Origin of the sequence: Tepidimonas sp. HKU78 (assembly GCF_049860815.1) — a bacterium.
Classification (GTDB): domain Bacteria; phylum Pseudomonadota; class Gammaproteobacteria; order Burkholderiales; family Burkholderiaceae_C; genus Tepidimonas.
Genome location: NZ_CP187547.1, coordinates 2,220,598 through 2,235,985, shown reverse-complemented (window position 1 = coordinate 2,235,985; position 15,388 = coordinate 2,220,598). Strand labels below are relative to the sequence as shown.

Sequence of the window (15,388 nt, the reverse complement as noted above, 5' to 3'; positions counted from 1 at the left end):
TTTGTTTGGTCGTGGCCGCATCCGGTGCTGCGCATGCACAGGGAGAGAACGACACGTCCACGGCCTACAAAGGGCCTCCCGTCACCATGCTGCGAGACGGGGGCCTCGGGGCCATCGACCTGGCAGGAAAGCGCGCCTACGTCGAGTTCCAAAACAGCCCCAGGCTCTCGACACTTCTCGCGCGCCGTGCACAGTCGCTCGGCGCGGTTGTCGTGACGACCGGCAGTGAAGCAGACGTTTGGATAGAGGCGAAAGGCGAGTTCAAGGCCGCACGCGAGTATGGAAACCGGCGCGCGCAGGCCGATGTCGGCGAGGTATTCGAGAAGGCGGGGGCCGTGCAGACGACAGGGCTGCGTCAAGACGTGATGTTTTCTCATGGAGGGGCAGCGCTCGATGCGGCGCAAGCCACAGTTGCGGCGAACCTTCTGAGCGCCGTTGCAGATGCGAGCGGTTTTCGTGGGTGGTTCAACAACCTGGTCGCGGGCGATCCTGATGGATTCTGCTTCCGGGGCTGCGAATACAAGCAGACAGCCGCCATCACGCTGTCGGTGCGGCAGGCCAGCGGAGCGCCCTTGGGATCGCTATCAGTGGCGGCCTCGACATCGGACAGGAAGCTGTTGCCGCTGCCACTCGTCGAGGCGGCGCTGGCGGAGGCGCTCGGCGAGCTGGATCGCGCAAACGCCTCGCCGCCTTCTGCAGCAAGTGGACGGGAGCCCAATGGAGTAGAGAAATAATGGTCAACGCTTATCGCGTGATCGCATGCGCTGCGGCGCTCGCATGCGTCGCAACTCTGGCAAAGGCCGCCCAGTACGACAGCCCCAAAGCCCTGCTCATGCAGGCCATCGATGCGCCCGACGGCAAGGCCAGCGGAGAAATCGTGGGGCCGGTGGCGGAGCGGTTCCGACAGGCGACCGGCTCCAGCGCCCCCGTTCTTGCCGATGTCAGCACCATCAAGAGCTTTCAACAGGAAGGATGCAAGCGACTCCAGCTTCGCTTGCGGCAAGGCGGTATGACAGGTAAGGATGGTAAACAAGGGGAAGTCGTGTTCAGCTACGACTTCAACCTGTGCCGGGACGGTACCCCGCCGACCGAAGGAATGGACCTGGAAAAGGTCGGGAAAGTGCTGGGCTCGGGTGGTGTGGCCGAGGGGTTCGAACAGCTCAAATAGAAGTTGACCGGGTGCGCGGCTTCGTCCAGAGCAATTCCGCGCACCGGAGACGCCGCGCCGCACCATCGCCTACGCACGAGTTTCCAGCCACGATCAGAAGGACGACCTGGAGCGGCAAAAGCAGGTGCTCGAACTCTACTGCGCCCGCCAAGGCTGGACGTTCGAGGTGATCGCCAATCTCGGCTCGGGCATGAACGACCACAAGAAGGGCTTGAAGCGCCTGCTCGATGCGATCATCACCGAGTGCCAAAGGCACTGGACTCATACAACGGTCTTGCCAAAGTTTGCCAAAGAACCCATACTTGCACCATGAGTACGATGAACATCTCCCTCCCCGAGACCCTGAAGGCCTTCGTGGATGAGCAGGTCAGCCGGCGCGGCTACGGCACGAGCAGCGAGTACGTGCGCGAGTTGATCCGCAAGGACCAGGATCGCCTACAACTGCGTGGCTTGCTGTTGGCCGGTGCGGCATCCAACCCGGCGACACCCGCCGATGCTGGCTACTTCGATGGTCTGCGGGATCGGGTGCGCAAGGCTGCCAACACCAACGCCAAGGCGTGAAGCGCAAACCAGTCGTCCCGCGTGAGCAGGCCAACCGCGATGTCGATGAGGCCATTGCCCACTATCTGACGCAAGCCAATGCGGCCGTGGCGCTTGGCTTCATTGATGCACTGGAGAAGGCCTACAGCCACATCGCCCGCCATCCGGCAACGGGCTCTCCCCGCTACGCGCACGAACTCAACTTGCCCGGCCTGCGCGCCTGGCCACTCACGCGATACCCGTACCTCGTGTTTTACGTCGAGCGCCCCGATCACATCGACGTCTGGCGCGTACTGCACGGCCAGCGGGACATCCCAGCGTGGATGCAGGCGCCTGACACCGTGTGATGGTCGCACCGCCGATAGACATGTGTGCGCTCGTCGGTGTAGACCATATCGCCGAGCATCTGGGTGTCACGCGCGACTCGATCTACCGCTGGATCGACCGCAAGCACCTGCCCGCGCAACGGGTTGGGTGGCTGTGGTGGTTCAAAGAGGGTGTTCCGGGAGATGGCAAAGGAACTGTTGGGTTTCGATGACCGGCAACTGGCGACCGCTCTGATGGCGGGCGAGATCGTGGAGGTGTGTCATGGCAACGACGAAGCGTAAGAGTCGAATGCTGGATGAAATGCACGAGACCGCGCGTGGGCTGTACAGCGCAGGACTGATCAGCAAGCGCCGTATGGGCGAGTTCGATGCGCTGTGCCATCTCGATGTCCACGAGATGTCCCCGCAAAAGGAGGGTGTCAGGATTTTTGTGTGAGGGGCCTACCATGACGATGTTCAGGAGCCCCCATGCCACGCAAGAAGACCACCCCCGCCGCGAAGCCGGACGCCATTCTTCCCGACGAGCTGCTTGAGAAGCTGATCCCCGGACCGATGGACGCCGCCGGCGTCGAGGCCGTGTTCCAGAAGCTGAAGAAGGCCGTGATCGAGCGCGCCTTGGGGGCTGAGCTGGGCGTGCACTTGGCCAGCCCCGAGGGCGGCTGCGGGAACCATCGCAACGGCCGCAGCGGCAAGACCGTGCTGACCGACGGCGGGCCGCTGCGGATCGAGGTGCCCCGCGACCGGGCCGGCAGCTTCGAACCGCAGCTGATCCCGAAGCATGAGCGCCGGTTTGCCGGCTTTGACGACCGGATCATCTCGATGTATGCCCGCGGCATGTCGGTGCGCGAGATTCAGGGCCATCTGGCCGAGATGTACGCCATCGAGGTGTCAGCGGAGTTCATCAGCGCCGTCACCGACGCGGTGATGGCCGAGGTGGGGGCCTGGCAGGCCCGGCCGCTGGAGCCGATGTACCCGGTGGTGTTCTTCGATGCCCTGCGGGTGAAGATCCGCGAGGACGGCGTGGTGCGCAACAAGGCGGTGTATCTGGCCTTGGGCGTGCTGCCGGACGGGACCCGCGACATTCTGGGGCTTTGGATCGAGAACACCGAAGGCGCGAAGTTCTGGATGAAGGTGTTCAACGATCTCAAGACCCGCGGGGTCACGGACCTGCTGATCGGCGTGGCCGACGGCCTGAAGGGCCTGCCGGAGGCACTGGAGGCGGTGTTTCCGGCCACGACCCTGCAGACCTGCATCGTGCACCTGATCCGCAACAGCCTCGACTATGCGAGCTGGAAGGACCGTAAGGCGCTGGCCGCGGCGATCAAGCCGATCTACACCGCACCGAGCGCGGAGGCCGCCGAGCGCGCGCTGGACGCGTTCGAGGCAGGGCCGTGGGGCCAGCGCTTCCCGACCGTGGTCGCGGCCTGGCGGCGGGCGTGGAGCCGGGTGATCCCGTTCTTCGCGTTCCCGCCCGAAGTGCGGCGGATCATCTACACCACCAACGCCATCGAGAGCGTGCATTCGCGGTTACGCAAGATCATCAAGAGCCGCGGGCACTTCCCAAGCGACGAGGCGGCCACCAAGCTGATCTGGCTGGCCTTGCGCAACATCACCGCGGACTGGAAGCGGGCGAGCAAGGGAACCTCTGCACTACCCCGCCCACTCGTTCGTGGCGACGAGTTCAGGGTCAATATCGTTTCGTAGGATGGGATCGAAACAGATGCTGAACGGTTCTTGGGCTCCAGCAAGCCCCTTCGTGGGCCCTCTGCAGCCTCATCCGGCCCCAGTGAGCCCACTGCGGGCGCACTTATCCCGTCGCAGCCAGCAAGGCTTTGCGCGCCAGCCACAGATTGACCAGCGCAAACAGGACGTTGAGCTGCGCGCCGTTCTTGGCCAAGCCTCGATAGGGCGTCTTGCGGTAGCCAAACTGGCATTTGAGTACCCGAAACGGATGCTCACCCTTGGCACGAATGCGCGCCTTGGTGCGTTCCAAGGCATCCATCACCTGGCCAAGAAAAGTGCGCTTGTCCAATGCCCGGCGCTTGCCCGGCCGCATGGCCACGTGCCAAGCGACTTGCTTGCCCTGGTTTTCCGCTCGCTTGTCCACTCCCTGATAGCCCGCATCGGCAAAGACGTCGGTCTCTTGCCCGTGCAAGAGCCGATGCGCCTGCGTCACATCCGAGACGTTGGCAGCGGTGGCCACCACCGTGTGTACCAGCCCTGTCTCGGCGTCGACCCCAACGTGCGCTTTCATGCCGAAGTACCACTGGTTGCCCTTCTTCGTCTGGTGCATCTCAGGGTCGCGCTCACGGCGGGCGTTCTTGGTCGAGCTGGGAGCAGCAATGAGCGTGGCATCCACGATGGTGCCGCTCTTGAGCATGAGGCCACGCTCGGTCAGGATGCGATTGACCGTCTCGAGGATACGCTGGCTCAGGCCGTGTTGCTCCAGCAGGTGGCGAAAGCGCAGGATGGTGCTCTCATCCGGCACGACATCCACCCCCAGGTCCAGACCAACAAAGCTCGCCAGCAGCGGCGTGTCGTACAAGGCTTCCTCCACCGCCGGGTCCGACAGACCAAACCACTGCTGCAAAAAATGAATCCTCAGCAGCTTCTCTACCGCAAAGGGTGGCCGCCCACCCTTGGGACCCGCCTTCGGCGCATACGGCTCGATGAGTGCGACCAACTCTGCCCACGGCACCACACGGTCCATCTGCTCCAAAAACGCACGCTTGCGGGTGCGCTTGGCGCGCAGCTCAAAGCCCGTATACATCGGCGCCTCCAGACTCATCTGCTTCATGTCGCTATTGTCCCATCCCGGCAGTCTGGCAGGAAGGTTTTGCAGACCTTCCTTAAGGGTTTGGCGCACCTGGTCGAGTCGGCCACGGGCTTGCCACTGACGGCGGGAAATGCAATCGAACCGCTGCACGGCGGTGCGACCGCCTACCCCGAGATGCTGCGGGCCATCGACGAGGCGCGTCACAGCATCGCCCTGGCCAGCTACATCTTTGACGGCCACGGCATCGGTGGCGCCTTCGTCGACGCGCTCACGCGCGCGCACCGCCGGGGCGTGGCCGTGCGCGTGCTGATCGATGACGTGAATGTCCGGCTTTCGCGCCAGACGGCTTACCGCGCGCTCGTCCGCGAGCGCGTGCCCGTCGCCTCATTCAACCCGCCGTTCATTCCCGCGCGGCTGCATGCGGTTCAGCTGCGCAACCACCGCAAGTTGCTGCTGGTCGATGGGTGTGTCGGCTTCACGGGCGGCATGAATATTCAAGCGTCCTACTGGTCGCCGGACAAGCCCGAAGCGGCCTTCCGGGACCTGCACTTCCGCGTCGAAGGACCGGTGCTGGAACACATGATGCTGACCTTCACGCGCGACTGGTTCGACAGCAGCGACGAATGGCTCGAATCCTCCTTCTGGCGTGGGGGCCCGGACTCCGCTGCAGCATGGCCCGCGGGCGACCGCGACCGCTGCGGCGGCGCCCTTGCACGCGGCATCGAAGCTGGCCCCGACGATACGATCGACCGCTTGCTCTGGACCTGGTCCGGCGCGCTTGCGAGCGCACAGCACAGCGTGCGAATTCGGACGCCCTATTTCGTGCCCGAAACCACCTTGCTCACGGCCCTGTCTACCGCTGCCTTGCGCGGCGTGGAAGTCGAGGTGATCGTGCCGCAGCGCTGCGACCATGCCTTTGTCGGATGGGCAAGCCGCGCCAGCTATGCCCAGGTGCTCGAGTTTGGCGTGCGTGTCTTCGAACGGCCAGGCCCTTTCGACCATACGAAGCTGATGCTGATCGATCGCCATTGGGTCAGCCTCGGCTCGGCCAACTGGGACACGCGCAGTTTGAGGCTCAATTTCGAATTCAACCTCGAGGTCTACGATCCCGCCCTTGCGGCCCAGCTCGAAGACGATTTCTTTGAACGCCGGGCCGAATCACACCTGGTCACCCTGGCACAATGGCATGCCCAGCCCTTGACGGTGCGGCTGCGCGACCGAGCCGCCCGACTGTTCACGCCCATCCTTTGAGCGCTCCTCTCTTGACGGCGACAGCTGGCTCGAATGCCCACCGCCCCTGCCTGCGCTAGGCTGGACCGTTTCTTCCGACGAGACGTTTTGCCGTCAGGCCACCTTTTTGAGCATCTTGACGGCCTGCAGGACTTCGTCCACGTGCCCAGGCACCTTGACGCCGCGCCATTCTTGCAGCAGGATGCCCTCGGGGCTGATCAAGAAGGTGCTGCGCTCGATGCCCTTGACCTTCTTGCCGTACATGATCTTGTTCTTGACCACGCCGAACATGTGGCACATCTTTTCTTCGGTGTCGGCGATCAGCTCGAAGGGCAGCTCCAGCTTGGCTTTGAAATCTTCGTGCGACTTCAGGTTGTCGCGCGAGACGCCGAACACCTCGGCACCGGCGGCGACGAACTCTTGATACTGGTCGCGGAACTGTAGCGCCTCGGTGGTGCAGCCGGGGGTGTGGTCTTTCGGGTAGAAGTACAGCACCAGGGTCTTGCCCAGGTGGGACTGGTGGGTGACCTTGACGCCGCCGGTCGCTTGCGCTTCGAACTCGGGAATGGGTTTGTTGACGACGACGGCCATGAAGCGTATCCCCTGTCTGATTGGCTGATCGGATGCGTCCGGAAAAAGACGGCCTGTCCATCACACACCCTGAGCCCCATTCGCGCGTGGAGCGGGTGCCGAGCGTGGCAGCGCGGCAGGATGGGCTGCGCCGGACATTTTGCTAATTTTACCGCATTCGAGGGGCGGGTCTGGCGGGTGGAGGCGATCGAAAGTCAGCCCGCCGGCGTCGTGTCGTGGGGTTCGATCAACAGGGCTGCCACCACCCGGCGGCCTTCGCCGGCCAGGATGTTGTAGGTGCGCGCCGCGGCCATCGTGTCCATGGTTTCCACGCCGATGCCGCGCTCGATCAGGCCGCGCAGCAGGGCAGGGGCGACGAAGCGCAGGCGCTGGCCGCTGCCGAAGAGCACGACTTCCGGTTCTTCCTCGGCCAGGAGGTCGAAGTGGGCGGCGGTCAGATCGGCGTGCGCCCGGCAGTCCCACACCTGCAGGCGGCCGCTGGCGCTGACCACCACGCTGTGCTCGAACCGCTGGCCCGCGATCACCACCCACCCCGGGCCGTGGGCCTGGATGGACAGGGTGTCGATGCGGTCGGGTTGAAACTTCATCGGTGGCGCACGGCGCGCACGGAAAGGCGGCCAAACTGTGGTGAAATTATAGGTTCCACCCGCCCAACCCCGTGCGCCATGCCGTTTCCCGTCATCCACAAATCGGCCAAACTCGCCAACGTCTGCTACGACATCCGGGGGCCTGTGCTGGAGAAGGCCCGCCAGATGGAGGAGGATGGCCACAAGATCATCAAGCTCAACATCGGCAACCTGGCTGTGTTCGGGCTCGAGCCGCCCGATGAGATCGTGCAGGACATGATCCGCAACCTGCCGCACGCGGCCGGGTACACGGACAGCAAGGGGCTGTTTGCCCCGCGCAAAGCGATCGTGCACTACACGCAGCAAAAGGGTATTCCTGGCGTGACGGTGGACGACGTCTATCTGGGCAACGGCGCCAGTGAGCTCATCACCATGAGCATGAACGCGCTGCTCAACGCGGGCGATGAGATTTTGGTTCCCGCGCCCGACTACCCGTTGTGGACGGCGTCGGTGTCGCTGTCGGGCGGCACGCCGGTGCACTACCTGTGCGACGAAGCCAACGATTGGATCCCCGATCTGGAGGACATGGCGCGCAAGATCACGCCGCGCACGCGGGGCATCGTCGTCATCAACCCCAACAACCCGACCGGGGCGCTGTATCCGGTGGAGGTGCTGCAGGCCATCGTGGCGCTGGCGCGCCAGCACGGGTTGATCGTCTTTGCGGACGAGATCTACGACAAGGTGCTCTACGACGGCCACACCCACACGTCGATCGCCTCGCTGGCCGACGACGTGCTGTTCGTCACCTTCAACGGGCTGAGCAAAAACTACCGCTCGTGCGGCTACCGTGCGGGCTGGATGATCGTCTCGGGCGACAAGCGGCGCGCCAAGGACTACATCGAGGGGCTGAATATGTTGGCCTCGATGCGCCTGTGCGCCAACACGCCAGGGCAACTGGCCATCCAGACCGCGCTGGGCGGCTACCAGAGCATCAACGATTTGGTCGCGCCCACGGGGCGTCTGTGCCGACAGCGCGACCTGGCGCACCGGTTGTTGACAGCCATCCCCGGCGTGACCTGCGTCAAGCCCAAGGCCACGCTGTACATGTTTCCGCGCCTGGATCCGGCGATCTACCCGATCGAGGACGACCAGCAATTCGCCTACGAACTGCTGGCCGAGGAAAAGGTGCTGATCGTGCAAGGCACGGGCTTCAACTACCCGACGCCCGACCATTTCCGCCTCGTCTTTTTGCCGCACGAAGACGATCTGGCCGAGGCGATTGGCCGCATTGCGCGTTTTTTGGGGCATCTGCGCCGCCGCTACGGAACGGACTGACCCTGCGCGGGGGCGCTCCCGCCACCGATCGACGATCTATTCACAGACATCACCACCATGAGTTCGCTTCCCCCCATCCGCGTTGGTCTGCTGGGCATCGGCACCGTCGGCAGCGGCGTCTTTCGCGTGCTGCAGCGCAACCAGCAAGAAATCCGTCGCCGCGCCGGGCGCGGCATCGACATCGTCACCGTGGCCGACCTCGACGTCGAGCGGGCGCGCGCCATCGTCGGCGACGGGGTGCAGGTGGTGGGTGACGCGCGCGCCGTCATCGCCGATCCCTCCATCGACATCGTGGTCGAGCTCATCGGCGGCTATGGCATTGCCAAGACGCTGGTGCTGGAGGCGATCGCCGCCGGCAAGCACGTGGTCACGGCCAACAAAGCATTGTTGGCGGTGCACGGCACCGAGATCTTTGCCGCCGCCCAGACCAAGGGGGTGATGGTGGCGTTCGAGGCGGCGGTGGCCGGCGGCATTCCTATCATCAAGGCGTTGCGCGAGGGGTTGACCGCCAACCAGATCCAGTGGGTGGCCGGCATCATCAACGGCACCACGAATTTCATCCTGTCCGAGATGCGCGACAAGGGGCTGGATTTCGACGTCGTGCTCAAAGAGGCGCAGCGCCTGGGCTACGCCGAGGCCGATCCCACCTTCGATATCGAGGGCATCGACGCCGCACACAAGGCCACGCTGATGAGTGCGCTGGCGTTTGGCATTCCGGTGCAGTTCGACAAGGCGTATGTCGAAGGCATCACACGGCTGCAGGCGGCCGACATCCGCTACGCCGAGCAGCTGGGCTACCGCATCAAGCTGCTGGGCATCACCAAGCGCGTGGCCGGTGGCGTGGAGCTGCGCGTGCACCCGACGCTGGTGCCGGCGCGGCGCCTGATCGCCAACGTCGAGGGCGCGATGAACGCCGTGGTGGTGCAGGGCGACGCGGTGGGCACCACGCTCTACTACGGCAAAGGCGCGGGCAGCGAGCCGACCGCCAGCGCCGTGATCGCCGACCTGGTAGACGTGACACGCCTGCACACCGCTGACCCGCAGCACCGCGTGCCGCACCTGGCGTTCCAGCCGCATGCGATGAGTGACCTGCGCATCGTGCCCATGGCGCAAGTGGTCACGAGCTACTACCTGCGCTTGCGTGTCGCCGACCAGCCCGGTGTGTTGGCCGAGGTGACGGGGCTGCTGGCGCGTGCGGGCATCAGCATCGACGCCGTTCTGCAGCGCGAGGCCGACGAGGTGGGCGGCGAGGGCAGCACGCAAACCGACCTCATCATCTTGACGCACGACACGAGCGAGGGCACCATGAACGAGGCGCTCGATGCCATCCAAGCCCTGCCCACCGTGCTGGCGCCCGTGGTACGCATCCGTAAGGAGGAGTTGGCCTGATGCGCTACCTCTCGACCCGTGGCCACCCCGAGCGGCGGCGTTTCAGCGACATTTTGCTCGAGGGCCTTGCGCCCGACGGCGGTTTGTACCTGCCCGAGTCGTATCCCCAGGTCGATGCGGCGACGCTGGCGCGTTGGCGCCGCATCTATCACGAGCAAGGCTACGCCGAGCTGGCGTTCCAGATCCTGTCGCTCTATATCGACGACATCCCGGCCGACGACCTGCGCGCGCTGTGCGCCAAAACCTACACGGCCGAGGTGTTCGGCACGGGCGAGATCGTGCCTTTGCGTCACTTGGAAGACGGCCTCTGGCTGGAAGCACTGTCCAATGGGCCCACGTTGGCCTTCAAGGACATGGCCATGCAGCTGCTGGGCCACCTGTTCGAGTACGAGCTCGCGCGCCGGGGTGAGACGCTCAACATTCTGGGCGCCACCAGCGGCGACACCGGCAGCGCCGCCGAGTACGCGATGCGCGGCAAGCGTGGCATCCGCGTCTTCATGCTCAGCCCGCATGGGCGCATGAGCCCGTTTCAGCAGGCGCAGATGTACAGCCTGATGGATGCCAACATCCACAACATCGCCATCGAGGGCGTGTTCGACGACTGTCAGGACATCGTCAAGGCGGTCAGCCACGACCTCGACTTCAAGCGGCGCTTCAAGATCGGCACCGTCAACAGCATCAACTGGGCGCGCTTGCTGGCGCAGGTGGTGTACTACTTTGCGGGCTGGATCCAGGCCACCACGCGCGACGACGAGCCCGTGAGCTTTGCCGTGCCCAGCGGCAATTTCGGCAACGTGTGCGCGGGGCACATCGCCCGCATGATGGGCCTGCCCATTGCCCACCTGGTGGTGGCGACGAACGAAAACGACGTGCTCGACGAGTTTTTCCGCACCGGGGTCTACCGGGTGCGGGGCAGCGCCGACACCTACGAGACGTCCAGCCCGTCGATGGACATCAGCAAGGCCAGCAACTTCGAGCGCTTCGTGTTCGACCTGCTGGGGCGCGATGCGGCGGCGACGCGCGCCCTGTTTGCCGATGAGCTGGCGCGCCATGGGCGCTTCGATTTGTCGGCCCACCCGGCGTTTGCGCTGGCGCGCAGCCGCTTCGGATTCTTGAGTGGCCGCAGCACGCACGCCAACCGCATCGCCACCATCCGCGACACGTGGCAGCGTTTCGGTGTCATGATCGACCCCCACACCGCGGACGGGGTCAAGGTAGCGCGTGAGCACCGGCAGCCCGGGGTGCCCATGATCGTGCTCGAGACGGCGTTGCCGGTCAAGTTTGCCGCCACCATCGTCGAAGCCCTCGGGCGCGAGCCCGAGCGGCCCGCCCGCTACCAGGGCATCGAGGACCGACCCAAGCGGGTGCAGGTGCTGCCCGCGGACGCCCAGCGCGTCAAGGCGTACATCGAAATGGTGTGCGCGGCGGGGTGAGGGGCAGGCCATGGCGACGACGTCACCGACCGCGTCCGCACGGCCCGGCTTGATGGCGCTGGAAGATGCCCTGCAGCGGCTGCTGGCCGACGTCGCCCCGGTGGCGGAGGTGGAGCGCGTACCCACCCAGTCGGCTGCCGGCCGCGTACTGGCCGAGCCGGTCGTCTCGGCGCTGGACGTACCCGGCTTCGACAACAGCCAGATGGATGGCTACGCCGTGCGTTGTGCGGAGGTACAGCAAGCCGTGGCCGCGGGTCGGCCGCTGCCGGTGGCCCTGCGCATCCCGGCGGGCCACGGTGGCGCGGTGCTGCCCCCGGGCGCGGTGGCGCGGATCTTTACCGGTGCGCCACTGCCGGATGGGGCTGACGCCGTCGTGATGCAAGAGGACGCCGCGCCGGCGGAGGCGCCGCCCGATGCGGATGCCGCACTGGCGCCCCATGGCTGGGTGCGCTTGACCGTGGTGCCCGTGCCGGGCCAGTGGGTGCGCCGCCGCGGCGAAGATGTGCACGTCGGTGCCGTCGTGCTGCCCGCGGGCCGGCGCCTGCGCCCGGCCGATCTGGGCTTGGTCGCCTCCATCGGGGTGGCCGAGCTGACCGTGCGGCGTCGGTTGCGCGTGGCCCTGGCCGCCACGGGCGATGAGCTGATCCGCCCGGGGGAGCGGCCGCCCGAGGGCCTGCCACCGGGGGCGATTTTCGAGTCGAACCGCTATTTTCTGGAGCCGCTGCTGCAGCGCCTGGGCTGCGACGTGACCGTGCTGTCGCGCATTCCCGATGATCGCGAGGCGACGCGCTCGGCTTTGGCCAGCGCCGCGCTCGCGCACGACGTGATCGTGACCACGGGCGGTGTCTCCGTGGGCGAGGAAGACCACGTCAAACCCGTGGTGCAGGCGCTGGGTGGCCTGGACTTATGGCAGATTGCCATGAAGCCCGGCAAGCCGTTTGCACAGGGTTGGATCGATCGTGCGCCGCTGGGTGACCAAGGGCGCTGCCATGTGTTGGGCCTGCCGGGCAATCCGGTCTCCAGCTTCGTGACCTTTCTGCTGCTCGCGCGGGCGTTTTTGCTGCGGCTGTCAGGGGTCGACGTGGCGCCCGCGTTGCCACCGGCGCTGCCGCTGGTGGCGCATTTCGACGTGCCGCACCCCGACAAACGGCGCGAGTTTTTGCGCGTGCGCCGCAACGCGCAGGGCGGTTTAGACCTGTTTCCCAATCAAAACTCGTCCGTGCTGACCTCCATGGTCTGGGCCGATGGTCTGGTGGATAAACCTGCCGGGGCAGTCATACGGCGTGGAGACGTGGTGGCCTATCTGCCGCTGGCGGAGTGGTGGGACTGAGCGGCGGATCGAACGTTCAGGAGTGCGCATGACCTCCCCGCTCGCCACTGCCCGAACGTCGAAGATGGCCGCAGAGCGGGTCGGGTTCCGCTCGCTGTTGCGTCGCCGTCTGATTGGCGGCGCGCTGGCGCTGATCGTCGCGATGGCGCTGTTGGTGGCAGTGGGCGTCATCGCACCGATGGCGCAACAGGCGGCCCGGGCGTCGTTCGACTCGGTGGCCCGTGAGACAGATGCCCGGCTGCGAGCCAACCTTGGCTCGACCCAGGCTGCGTTGCAGGTGTTTGGTCACGGGCTGCAGGCATTACCACCATCGGCGGATAGTCCGACGAGCTTCGTCGAGCGGGCGCGTCTGGCCATGGCCGCCATGCCGTTGGTCACCTCGGTGGTGGCAGGCAATGGCGCGGGCCAAGGCTGGTTGCTGCTGTGGCGGCCCGAGCAGCGCGAGTGGCTCGTGCGCATCACGGACCGCACCCGTTGGGGGGACGAACAGCGCTTTCTGTCGTTCGACGCGCAGTGGCGCCCGTTGCGGGAATGGCGCGAGCAGCTGCCCTACGATCCACGGACGCGGCCTTGGTATCGGTTGGCCCAGGAAAAACCGGGCGAGCCACGCTGGACCACGCCATACGTGCTGTTTACCACGCGCGAGCCGGGGGTAACGGTCACCCTGGGTTGGCACGATGCCGACGGATTGCCGTGGGCCGTGGGGTTCGATCTGCGCGCCAATGAGATCGACGCCTTGGCCAAGACGTTGACCCCTAGTGCCCACGGCCTGACGCTGGTCGCCGACGCCAGCGGGCACGTGCTGGGACAGTCGTTTGCCCCATTGACGCTGACGCCAACGCCAGAGGGCAGCTGGCGCTTGCCGCGCCTCGACGAGGTCGGCCAACCGTTGCTGCGGCAGGCCATAGAGCAGGGAGGGCAGGTGCTCGACGGGAGCCGCTGGGCGATGCCGGGCCTTCACTGGTTGGTGGTGCAGCACACCATCGTGTTGGGCGAGCTGCCACTGACCCTGTGGATGGCGGCCCCATGGTGGGACTTCGTGCCAGGGCTGACCGTTTGGCTGGCGGCCTTGGTGGGGTTTGGCATCGCGGTGTCCCTCGCGGCGGCGTGGATCGCCCGCCGCGCTGCTCGTCAGTTGGCCGAGCCCTTGGAGTATTTGGCGCAGGCCGCGCAGGCGGTGGGCCAGCTGTCGCTGGCACAGCCGATCCGTACCGACTGGCGCACCCGTGAGGTCCACGCGCTGGCTCGGGCCATGAACGAATCACGGCGTCGGCTGCGCATCTACCAACGCCGCTTGCAGCGCCGCGAAGCGCAGCTGCGCCGCGAGGTGTTGGCGCTGACGGCGGCCGAACAGCGCTTGCTGCATGTCGGCCTACACGATCCGCTGACCGATCTGCCCAACCGCCGTTTGCTCCTCGAGCGCATCGAGCATGCACTGGCGCGCGCCGATCGTCACCGGTCGATGACGGCGGTGCTATACGTCGATCTGGACCACTTCAAGGAAATCAACGACGAGTGGGGGCATGAGGCCGGCGACGCGCTATTGGTCGAGGTGGCGCAACGCTTGCGTGCGCAAGTGCGCGGTGGCGACACCGTGGCACGGCTGGGGGGAGACGAGTTTGTCCTCGTGCTGGAGGATGTGACGGCCGACATTGCCGCCGAACGCGCCCACGCGGTGCTGGTGGCGCTGCAAAATCCGATCGACTTGGGCGGGCGGGTCTGCCACATCTCGGCCAGCATTGGTATCGCCCTGGCACCGCGTGATGGGCTGGACGCCGTGACGCTGTTGCGCCATGCGGACGAGGCGATGTACCGCGCCAAAACAGGGGGACGCGGTCGCGTGGTCGCGTACGAGGCGGGATTCAGCCACGCCACACACGAGGCGCGCGCCATGCGCGAAGCGTTGGCACAGGCGATCGCCGAGCGCACCATCGAGCTGTGGTGGCAGCCCCAGGTGGATTTGCAGGACGGCCGCATCGTGGCTGCCGAGGGTTTGCTGCGCTGGCAGCATCCCCAGTGGGGCTGGGTGTCGCCTTCGACCTTCATTCCCTTGGCAGAGGATGGCGGACTGATGGAGCGCCTGGGTTTGCTGGTGCTGGATCTGGCACTGGAGCACGGGCAGCGCCTGGACGCGGCCGGCTGGACGCTCGGCCGGCTGGCGGTCAACGTCTCACCCCGTCAGCTCCAGGTGGAACGGTTCGTGGACGAGGTGTTGTCGCGCCTGACGCGCAGCGGTTGGCCTGCCCACCGGCTGGAGCTGGAAATCACCGAGAGTGTGCTGCTCGACAGCGAACCGGCGCGGGACCGCCTGCGCGTGCTGGAGGCGCGCGGGGTGCGATTGGCGGTGGACGACTTTGGCACTGGCTATGCCTCGATGGCGTATCTGCGTGCCCTGCCGCTGGACACGATCAAGATCGACGGCAGCTTCGTGCGCGACATCGGGACGTCCGCGCAGGCCGACGCGCTCGTCGAGTCGCTCATCCAGCTCGGGCGTGCGGTCGGTTTGGAGCTCGTGGCGGAGGGGGTCGAGACGGTGGCCCAGCGCGATTTTCTGGCCGAGCGCGGCGTGCGGCGTGCGCAGGGATACCTGTGGGCGCCGGCATGCCCGTTGTCGGCCTGGCTCGCCGTGCCCGCGGGCCAAATGCCCAAGCTATGATCGTGGTCACGAGCACCGCATAGGTACCCTGACCCTCATTCAACGACC

The 15,388-nt window shown here is 65.9% G+C and carries 16 protein-coding genes and 1 pseudogene; 14 read left to right on the top strand and 3 right to left on the bottom strand.

The window, feature by feature from the left end; genetic code table 11:
• Nucleotides 1-11 precede the first annotated feature (11 nt).
• The 8 genes and pseudogenes from ACPYIS_RS11020 (at nucleotide 12) to ACPYIS_RS10985 (ending at nucleotide 3,738) form a co-directional block, all read left to right on the top strand.
• Nucleotides 12-734, top strand: coding sequence for a hypothetical protein (locus ACPYIS_RS11020; RefSeq protein ID WP_424859234.1), 723 nt, complete (start codon nucleotides 12-14; stop codon nucleotides 732-734).
• Nucleotides 734-1,168: a hypothetical protein gene (locus tag ACPYIS_RS11015; protein WP_424894667.1), complete on the top strand. Its 435-nt coding sequence runs from the start codon at nucleotides 734-736 to the stop codon at nucleotides 1,166-1,168. Before ACPYIS_RS11020 ends, ACPYIS_RS11015 begins: the two co-directional genes overlap by 1 nt.
• 58 nt (nucleotides 1,169-1,226) lie before the next feature.
• Nucleotides 1,227-1,404: pseudogene (locus tag ACPYIS_RS11010) on the top strand (recombinase family protein); the annotation flags it as partial.
• Between the two features lie 73 nt (nucleotides 1,405-1,477).
• Nucleotides 1,478-1,729 carry a ribbon-helix-helix domain-containing protein gene (locus tag ACPYIS_RS11005; protein WP_144327716.1) on the top strand — a complete coding sequence of 84 codons (252 nt, stop codon included), beginning with the start codon at nucleotides 1,478-1,480 and terminating at the stop codon, nucleotides 1,727-1,729.
• Nucleotides 1,726-2,055, top strand: a complete 330-nt coding sequence (locus ACPYIS_RS11000; protein ID WP_144327717.1) for a type II toxin-antitoxin system RelE/ParE family toxin — start codon at nucleotides 1,726-1,728, stop codon at nucleotides 2,053-2,055. Before ACPYIS_RS11005 ends, ACPYIS_RS11000 begins: the two co-directional genes overlap by 4 nt.
• Nucleotides 2,055-2,246 carry an excisionase family DNA-binding protein gene (locus ACPYIS_RS10995; RefSeq protein WP_424894666.1) on the top strand — a complete coding sequence of 64 codons (192 nt, stop codon included), beginning with the start codon at nucleotides 2,055-2,057 and terminating at the stop codon, nucleotides 2,244-2,246. Before ACPYIS_RS11000 ends, ACPYIS_RS10995 begins: the two co-directional genes overlap by 1 nt.
• 50 nt (nucleotides 2,247-2,296) lie before the next feature.
• Nucleotides 2,297-2,470 carry a hypothetical protein gene (locus tag ACPYIS_RS10990; protein WP_424894665.1) on the top strand — a complete coding sequence of 58 codons (174 nt, stop codon included), beginning with the start codon at nucleotides 2,297-2,299 and terminating at the stop codon, nucleotides 2,468-2,470.
• 32 nt (nucleotides 2,471-2,502) lie between these two features.
• Nucleotides 2,503-3,738, top strand: coding sequence for an IS256 family transposase (locus ACPYIS_RS10985; protein ID WP_424894664.1), 1,236 nt, complete (start codon nucleotides 2,503-2,505; stop codon nucleotides 3,736-3,738).
• 103 nt (nucleotides 3,739-3,841) lie between these two features.
• On the opposite strand, the gene ACPYIS_RS10980 is transcribed toward ACPYIS_RS10985, so the two are convergent.
• Nucleotides 3,842-4,831: an IS5 family transposase gene (locus ACPYIS_RS10980; protein ID WP_066708478.1), complete on the bottom strand. Its 990-nt coding sequence runs from the start codon at nucleotides 4,829-4,831 to the stop codon at nucleotides 3,842-3,844.
• Nucleotides 4,832-4,891: 60 nt separating this feature from the next.
• Between ACPYIS_RS10980 and ACPYIS_RS10975 the strand changes: the two genes are divergently transcribed.
• Entirely contained in the window at nucleotides 4,892-6,061 is a 1,170-nt protein-coding gene (locus ACPYIS_RS10975; RefSeq protein ID WP_425973579.1) for a phospholipase D-like domain-containing protein, read from the top strand.
• 93 nt (nucleotides 6,062-6,154) lie between these two features.
• Here ACPYIS_RS10975 and ACPYIS_RS10970 read toward each other — a convergent pair whose 3' ends face one another.
• Complete coding sequence (locus tag ACPYIS_RS10970) at nucleotides 6,155-6,631, bottom strand: peroxiredoxin (protein ID WP_299021081.1); 477 nt, start codon at nucleotides 6,629-6,631, stop codon at nucleotides 6,155-6,157.
• A 194-nt stretch (nucleotides 6,632-6,825) separates the two neighbouring features.
• Complete coding sequence (locus ACPYIS_RS10965; RefSeq protein WP_299021079.1) at nucleotides 6,826-7,218, bottom strand: Mth938-like domain-containing protein; 393 nt, start codon at nucleotides 7,216-7,218, stop codon at nucleotides 6,826-6,828.
• Between the two features lie 78 nt (nucleotides 7,219-7,296).
• Between ACPYIS_RS10965 and ACPYIS_RS10960 the strand changes: the two genes are divergently transcribed.
• Genes ACPYIS_RS10960 through ACPYIS_RS10940 form a run of 5 tightly spaced genes read left to right on the top strand, consistent with a single transcriptional unit; the run spans nucleotide 7,297 to nucleotide 15,340 of the window.
• Nucleotides 7,297-8,532 (top strand): pyridoxal phosphate-dependent aminotransferase, encoded by a 1,236-nt coding sequence (locus tag ACPYIS_RS10960; RefSeq protein WP_424894662.1) that lies wholly within the window; start codon nucleotides 7,297-7,299, stop codon nucleotides 8,530-8,532.
• Nucleotides 8,533-8,589: 57 nt separating this feature from the next.
• The gene (locus tag ACPYIS_RS10955; RefSeq protein WP_424859405.1) at nucleotides 8,590-9,921 is read left to right on the top strand and encodes a homoserine dehydrogenase; all 1,332 of its coding nucleotides are present in this window, start codon (nucleotides 8,590-8,592) and stop codon (nucleotides 9,919-9,921) included.
• A complete protein-coding gene (gene thrC, locus ACPYIS_RS10950) occupies nucleotides 9,921-11,354 on the top strand; it encodes a threonine synthase (protein WP_424859404.1) in 1,434 nt (477 codons plus the stop codon). Before ACPYIS_RS10955 ends, thrC begins: the two co-directional genes overlap by 1 nt.
• 10 nt (nucleotides 11,355-11,364) lie before the next feature.
• Nucleotides 11,365-12,684, top strand: coding sequence for a gephyrin-like molybdotransferase Glp (glp, locus tag ACPYIS_RS10945; protein WP_425973577.1), 1,320 nt, complete (start codon nucleotides 11,365-11,367; stop codon nucleotides 12,682-12,684).
• 28 nt (nucleotides 12,685-12,712) lie between these two features.
• Entirely contained in the window at nucleotides 12,713-15,340 is a 2,628-nt protein-coding gene (locus ACPYIS_RS10940; protein ID WP_424859402.1) for a bifunctional diguanylate cyclase/phosphodiesterase, read from the top strand.
• Nucleotides 15,341-15,388 lie beyond the last annotated feature (48 nt).

Bases quoted from the DNA above. Each gene is read 5' to 3' on its own strand.
- ACPYIS_RS11015 (WP_424894667.1), top strand. From the start codon at position 734: ATGGTCAACGCTTATCGCGTGATCGCATGCGCTGCGGCGCTCGCATGC.
- ACPYIS_RS11005 (WP_144327716.1), top strand. From the start codon at position 1,478: ATGAGTACGATGAACATCTCCCTCCCCGAGACCCTGAAGGCCTTCGTG.
- ACPYIS_RS10995 (WP_424894666.1), top strand. From the start codon at position 2,055: ATGGTCGCACCGCCGATAGACATGTGTGCGCTCGTCGGTGTAGACCAT.
- ACPYIS_RS10990 (WP_424894665.1), top strand. From the start codon at position 2,297: ATGGCAACGACGAAGCGTAAGAGTCGAATGCTGGATGAAATGCACGAG.
- ACPYIS_RS10985 (WP_424894664.1), top strand. From the start codon at position 2,503: ATGCCACGCAAGAAGACCACCCCCGCCGCGAAGCCGGACGCCATTCTT.
- ACPYIS_RS10980 (WP_066708478.1), bottom strand. From the start codon at position 4,831: ATGAAGCAGATGAGTCTGGAGGCGCCGATGTATACGGGCTTTGAGCTG.
- ACPYIS_RS10970 (WP_299021081.1), bottom strand. From the start codon at position 6,631: ATGGCCGTCGTCGTCAACAAACCCATTCCCGAGTTCGAAGCGCAAGCG.
- ACPYIS_RS10965 (WP_299021079.1), bottom strand. From the start codon at position 7,218: ATGAAGTTTCAACCCGACCGCATCGACACCCTGTCCATCCAGGCCCAC.
- ACPYIS_RS10960 (WP_424894662.1), top strand. From the start codon at position 7,297: ATGCCGTTTCCCGTCATCCACAAATCGGCCAAACTCGCCAACGTCTGC.
- ACPYIS_RS10955 (WP_424859405.1), top strand. From the start codon at position 8,590: ATGAGTTCGCTTCCCCCCATCCGCGTTGGTCTGCTGGGCATCGGCACC.
- thrC (WP_424859404.1), top strand. From the start codon at position 9,921: ATGCGCTACCTCTCGACCCGTGGCCACCCCGAGCGGCGGCGTTTCAGC.
- glp (WP_425973577.1), top strand. From the start codon at position 11,365: ATGGCGACGACGTCACCGACCGCGTCCGCACGGCCCGGCTTGATGGCG.
- ACPYIS_RS10940 (WP_424859402.1), top strand. From the start codon at position 12,713: ATGACCTCCCCGCTCGCCACTGCCCGAACGTCGAAGATGGCCGCAGAG.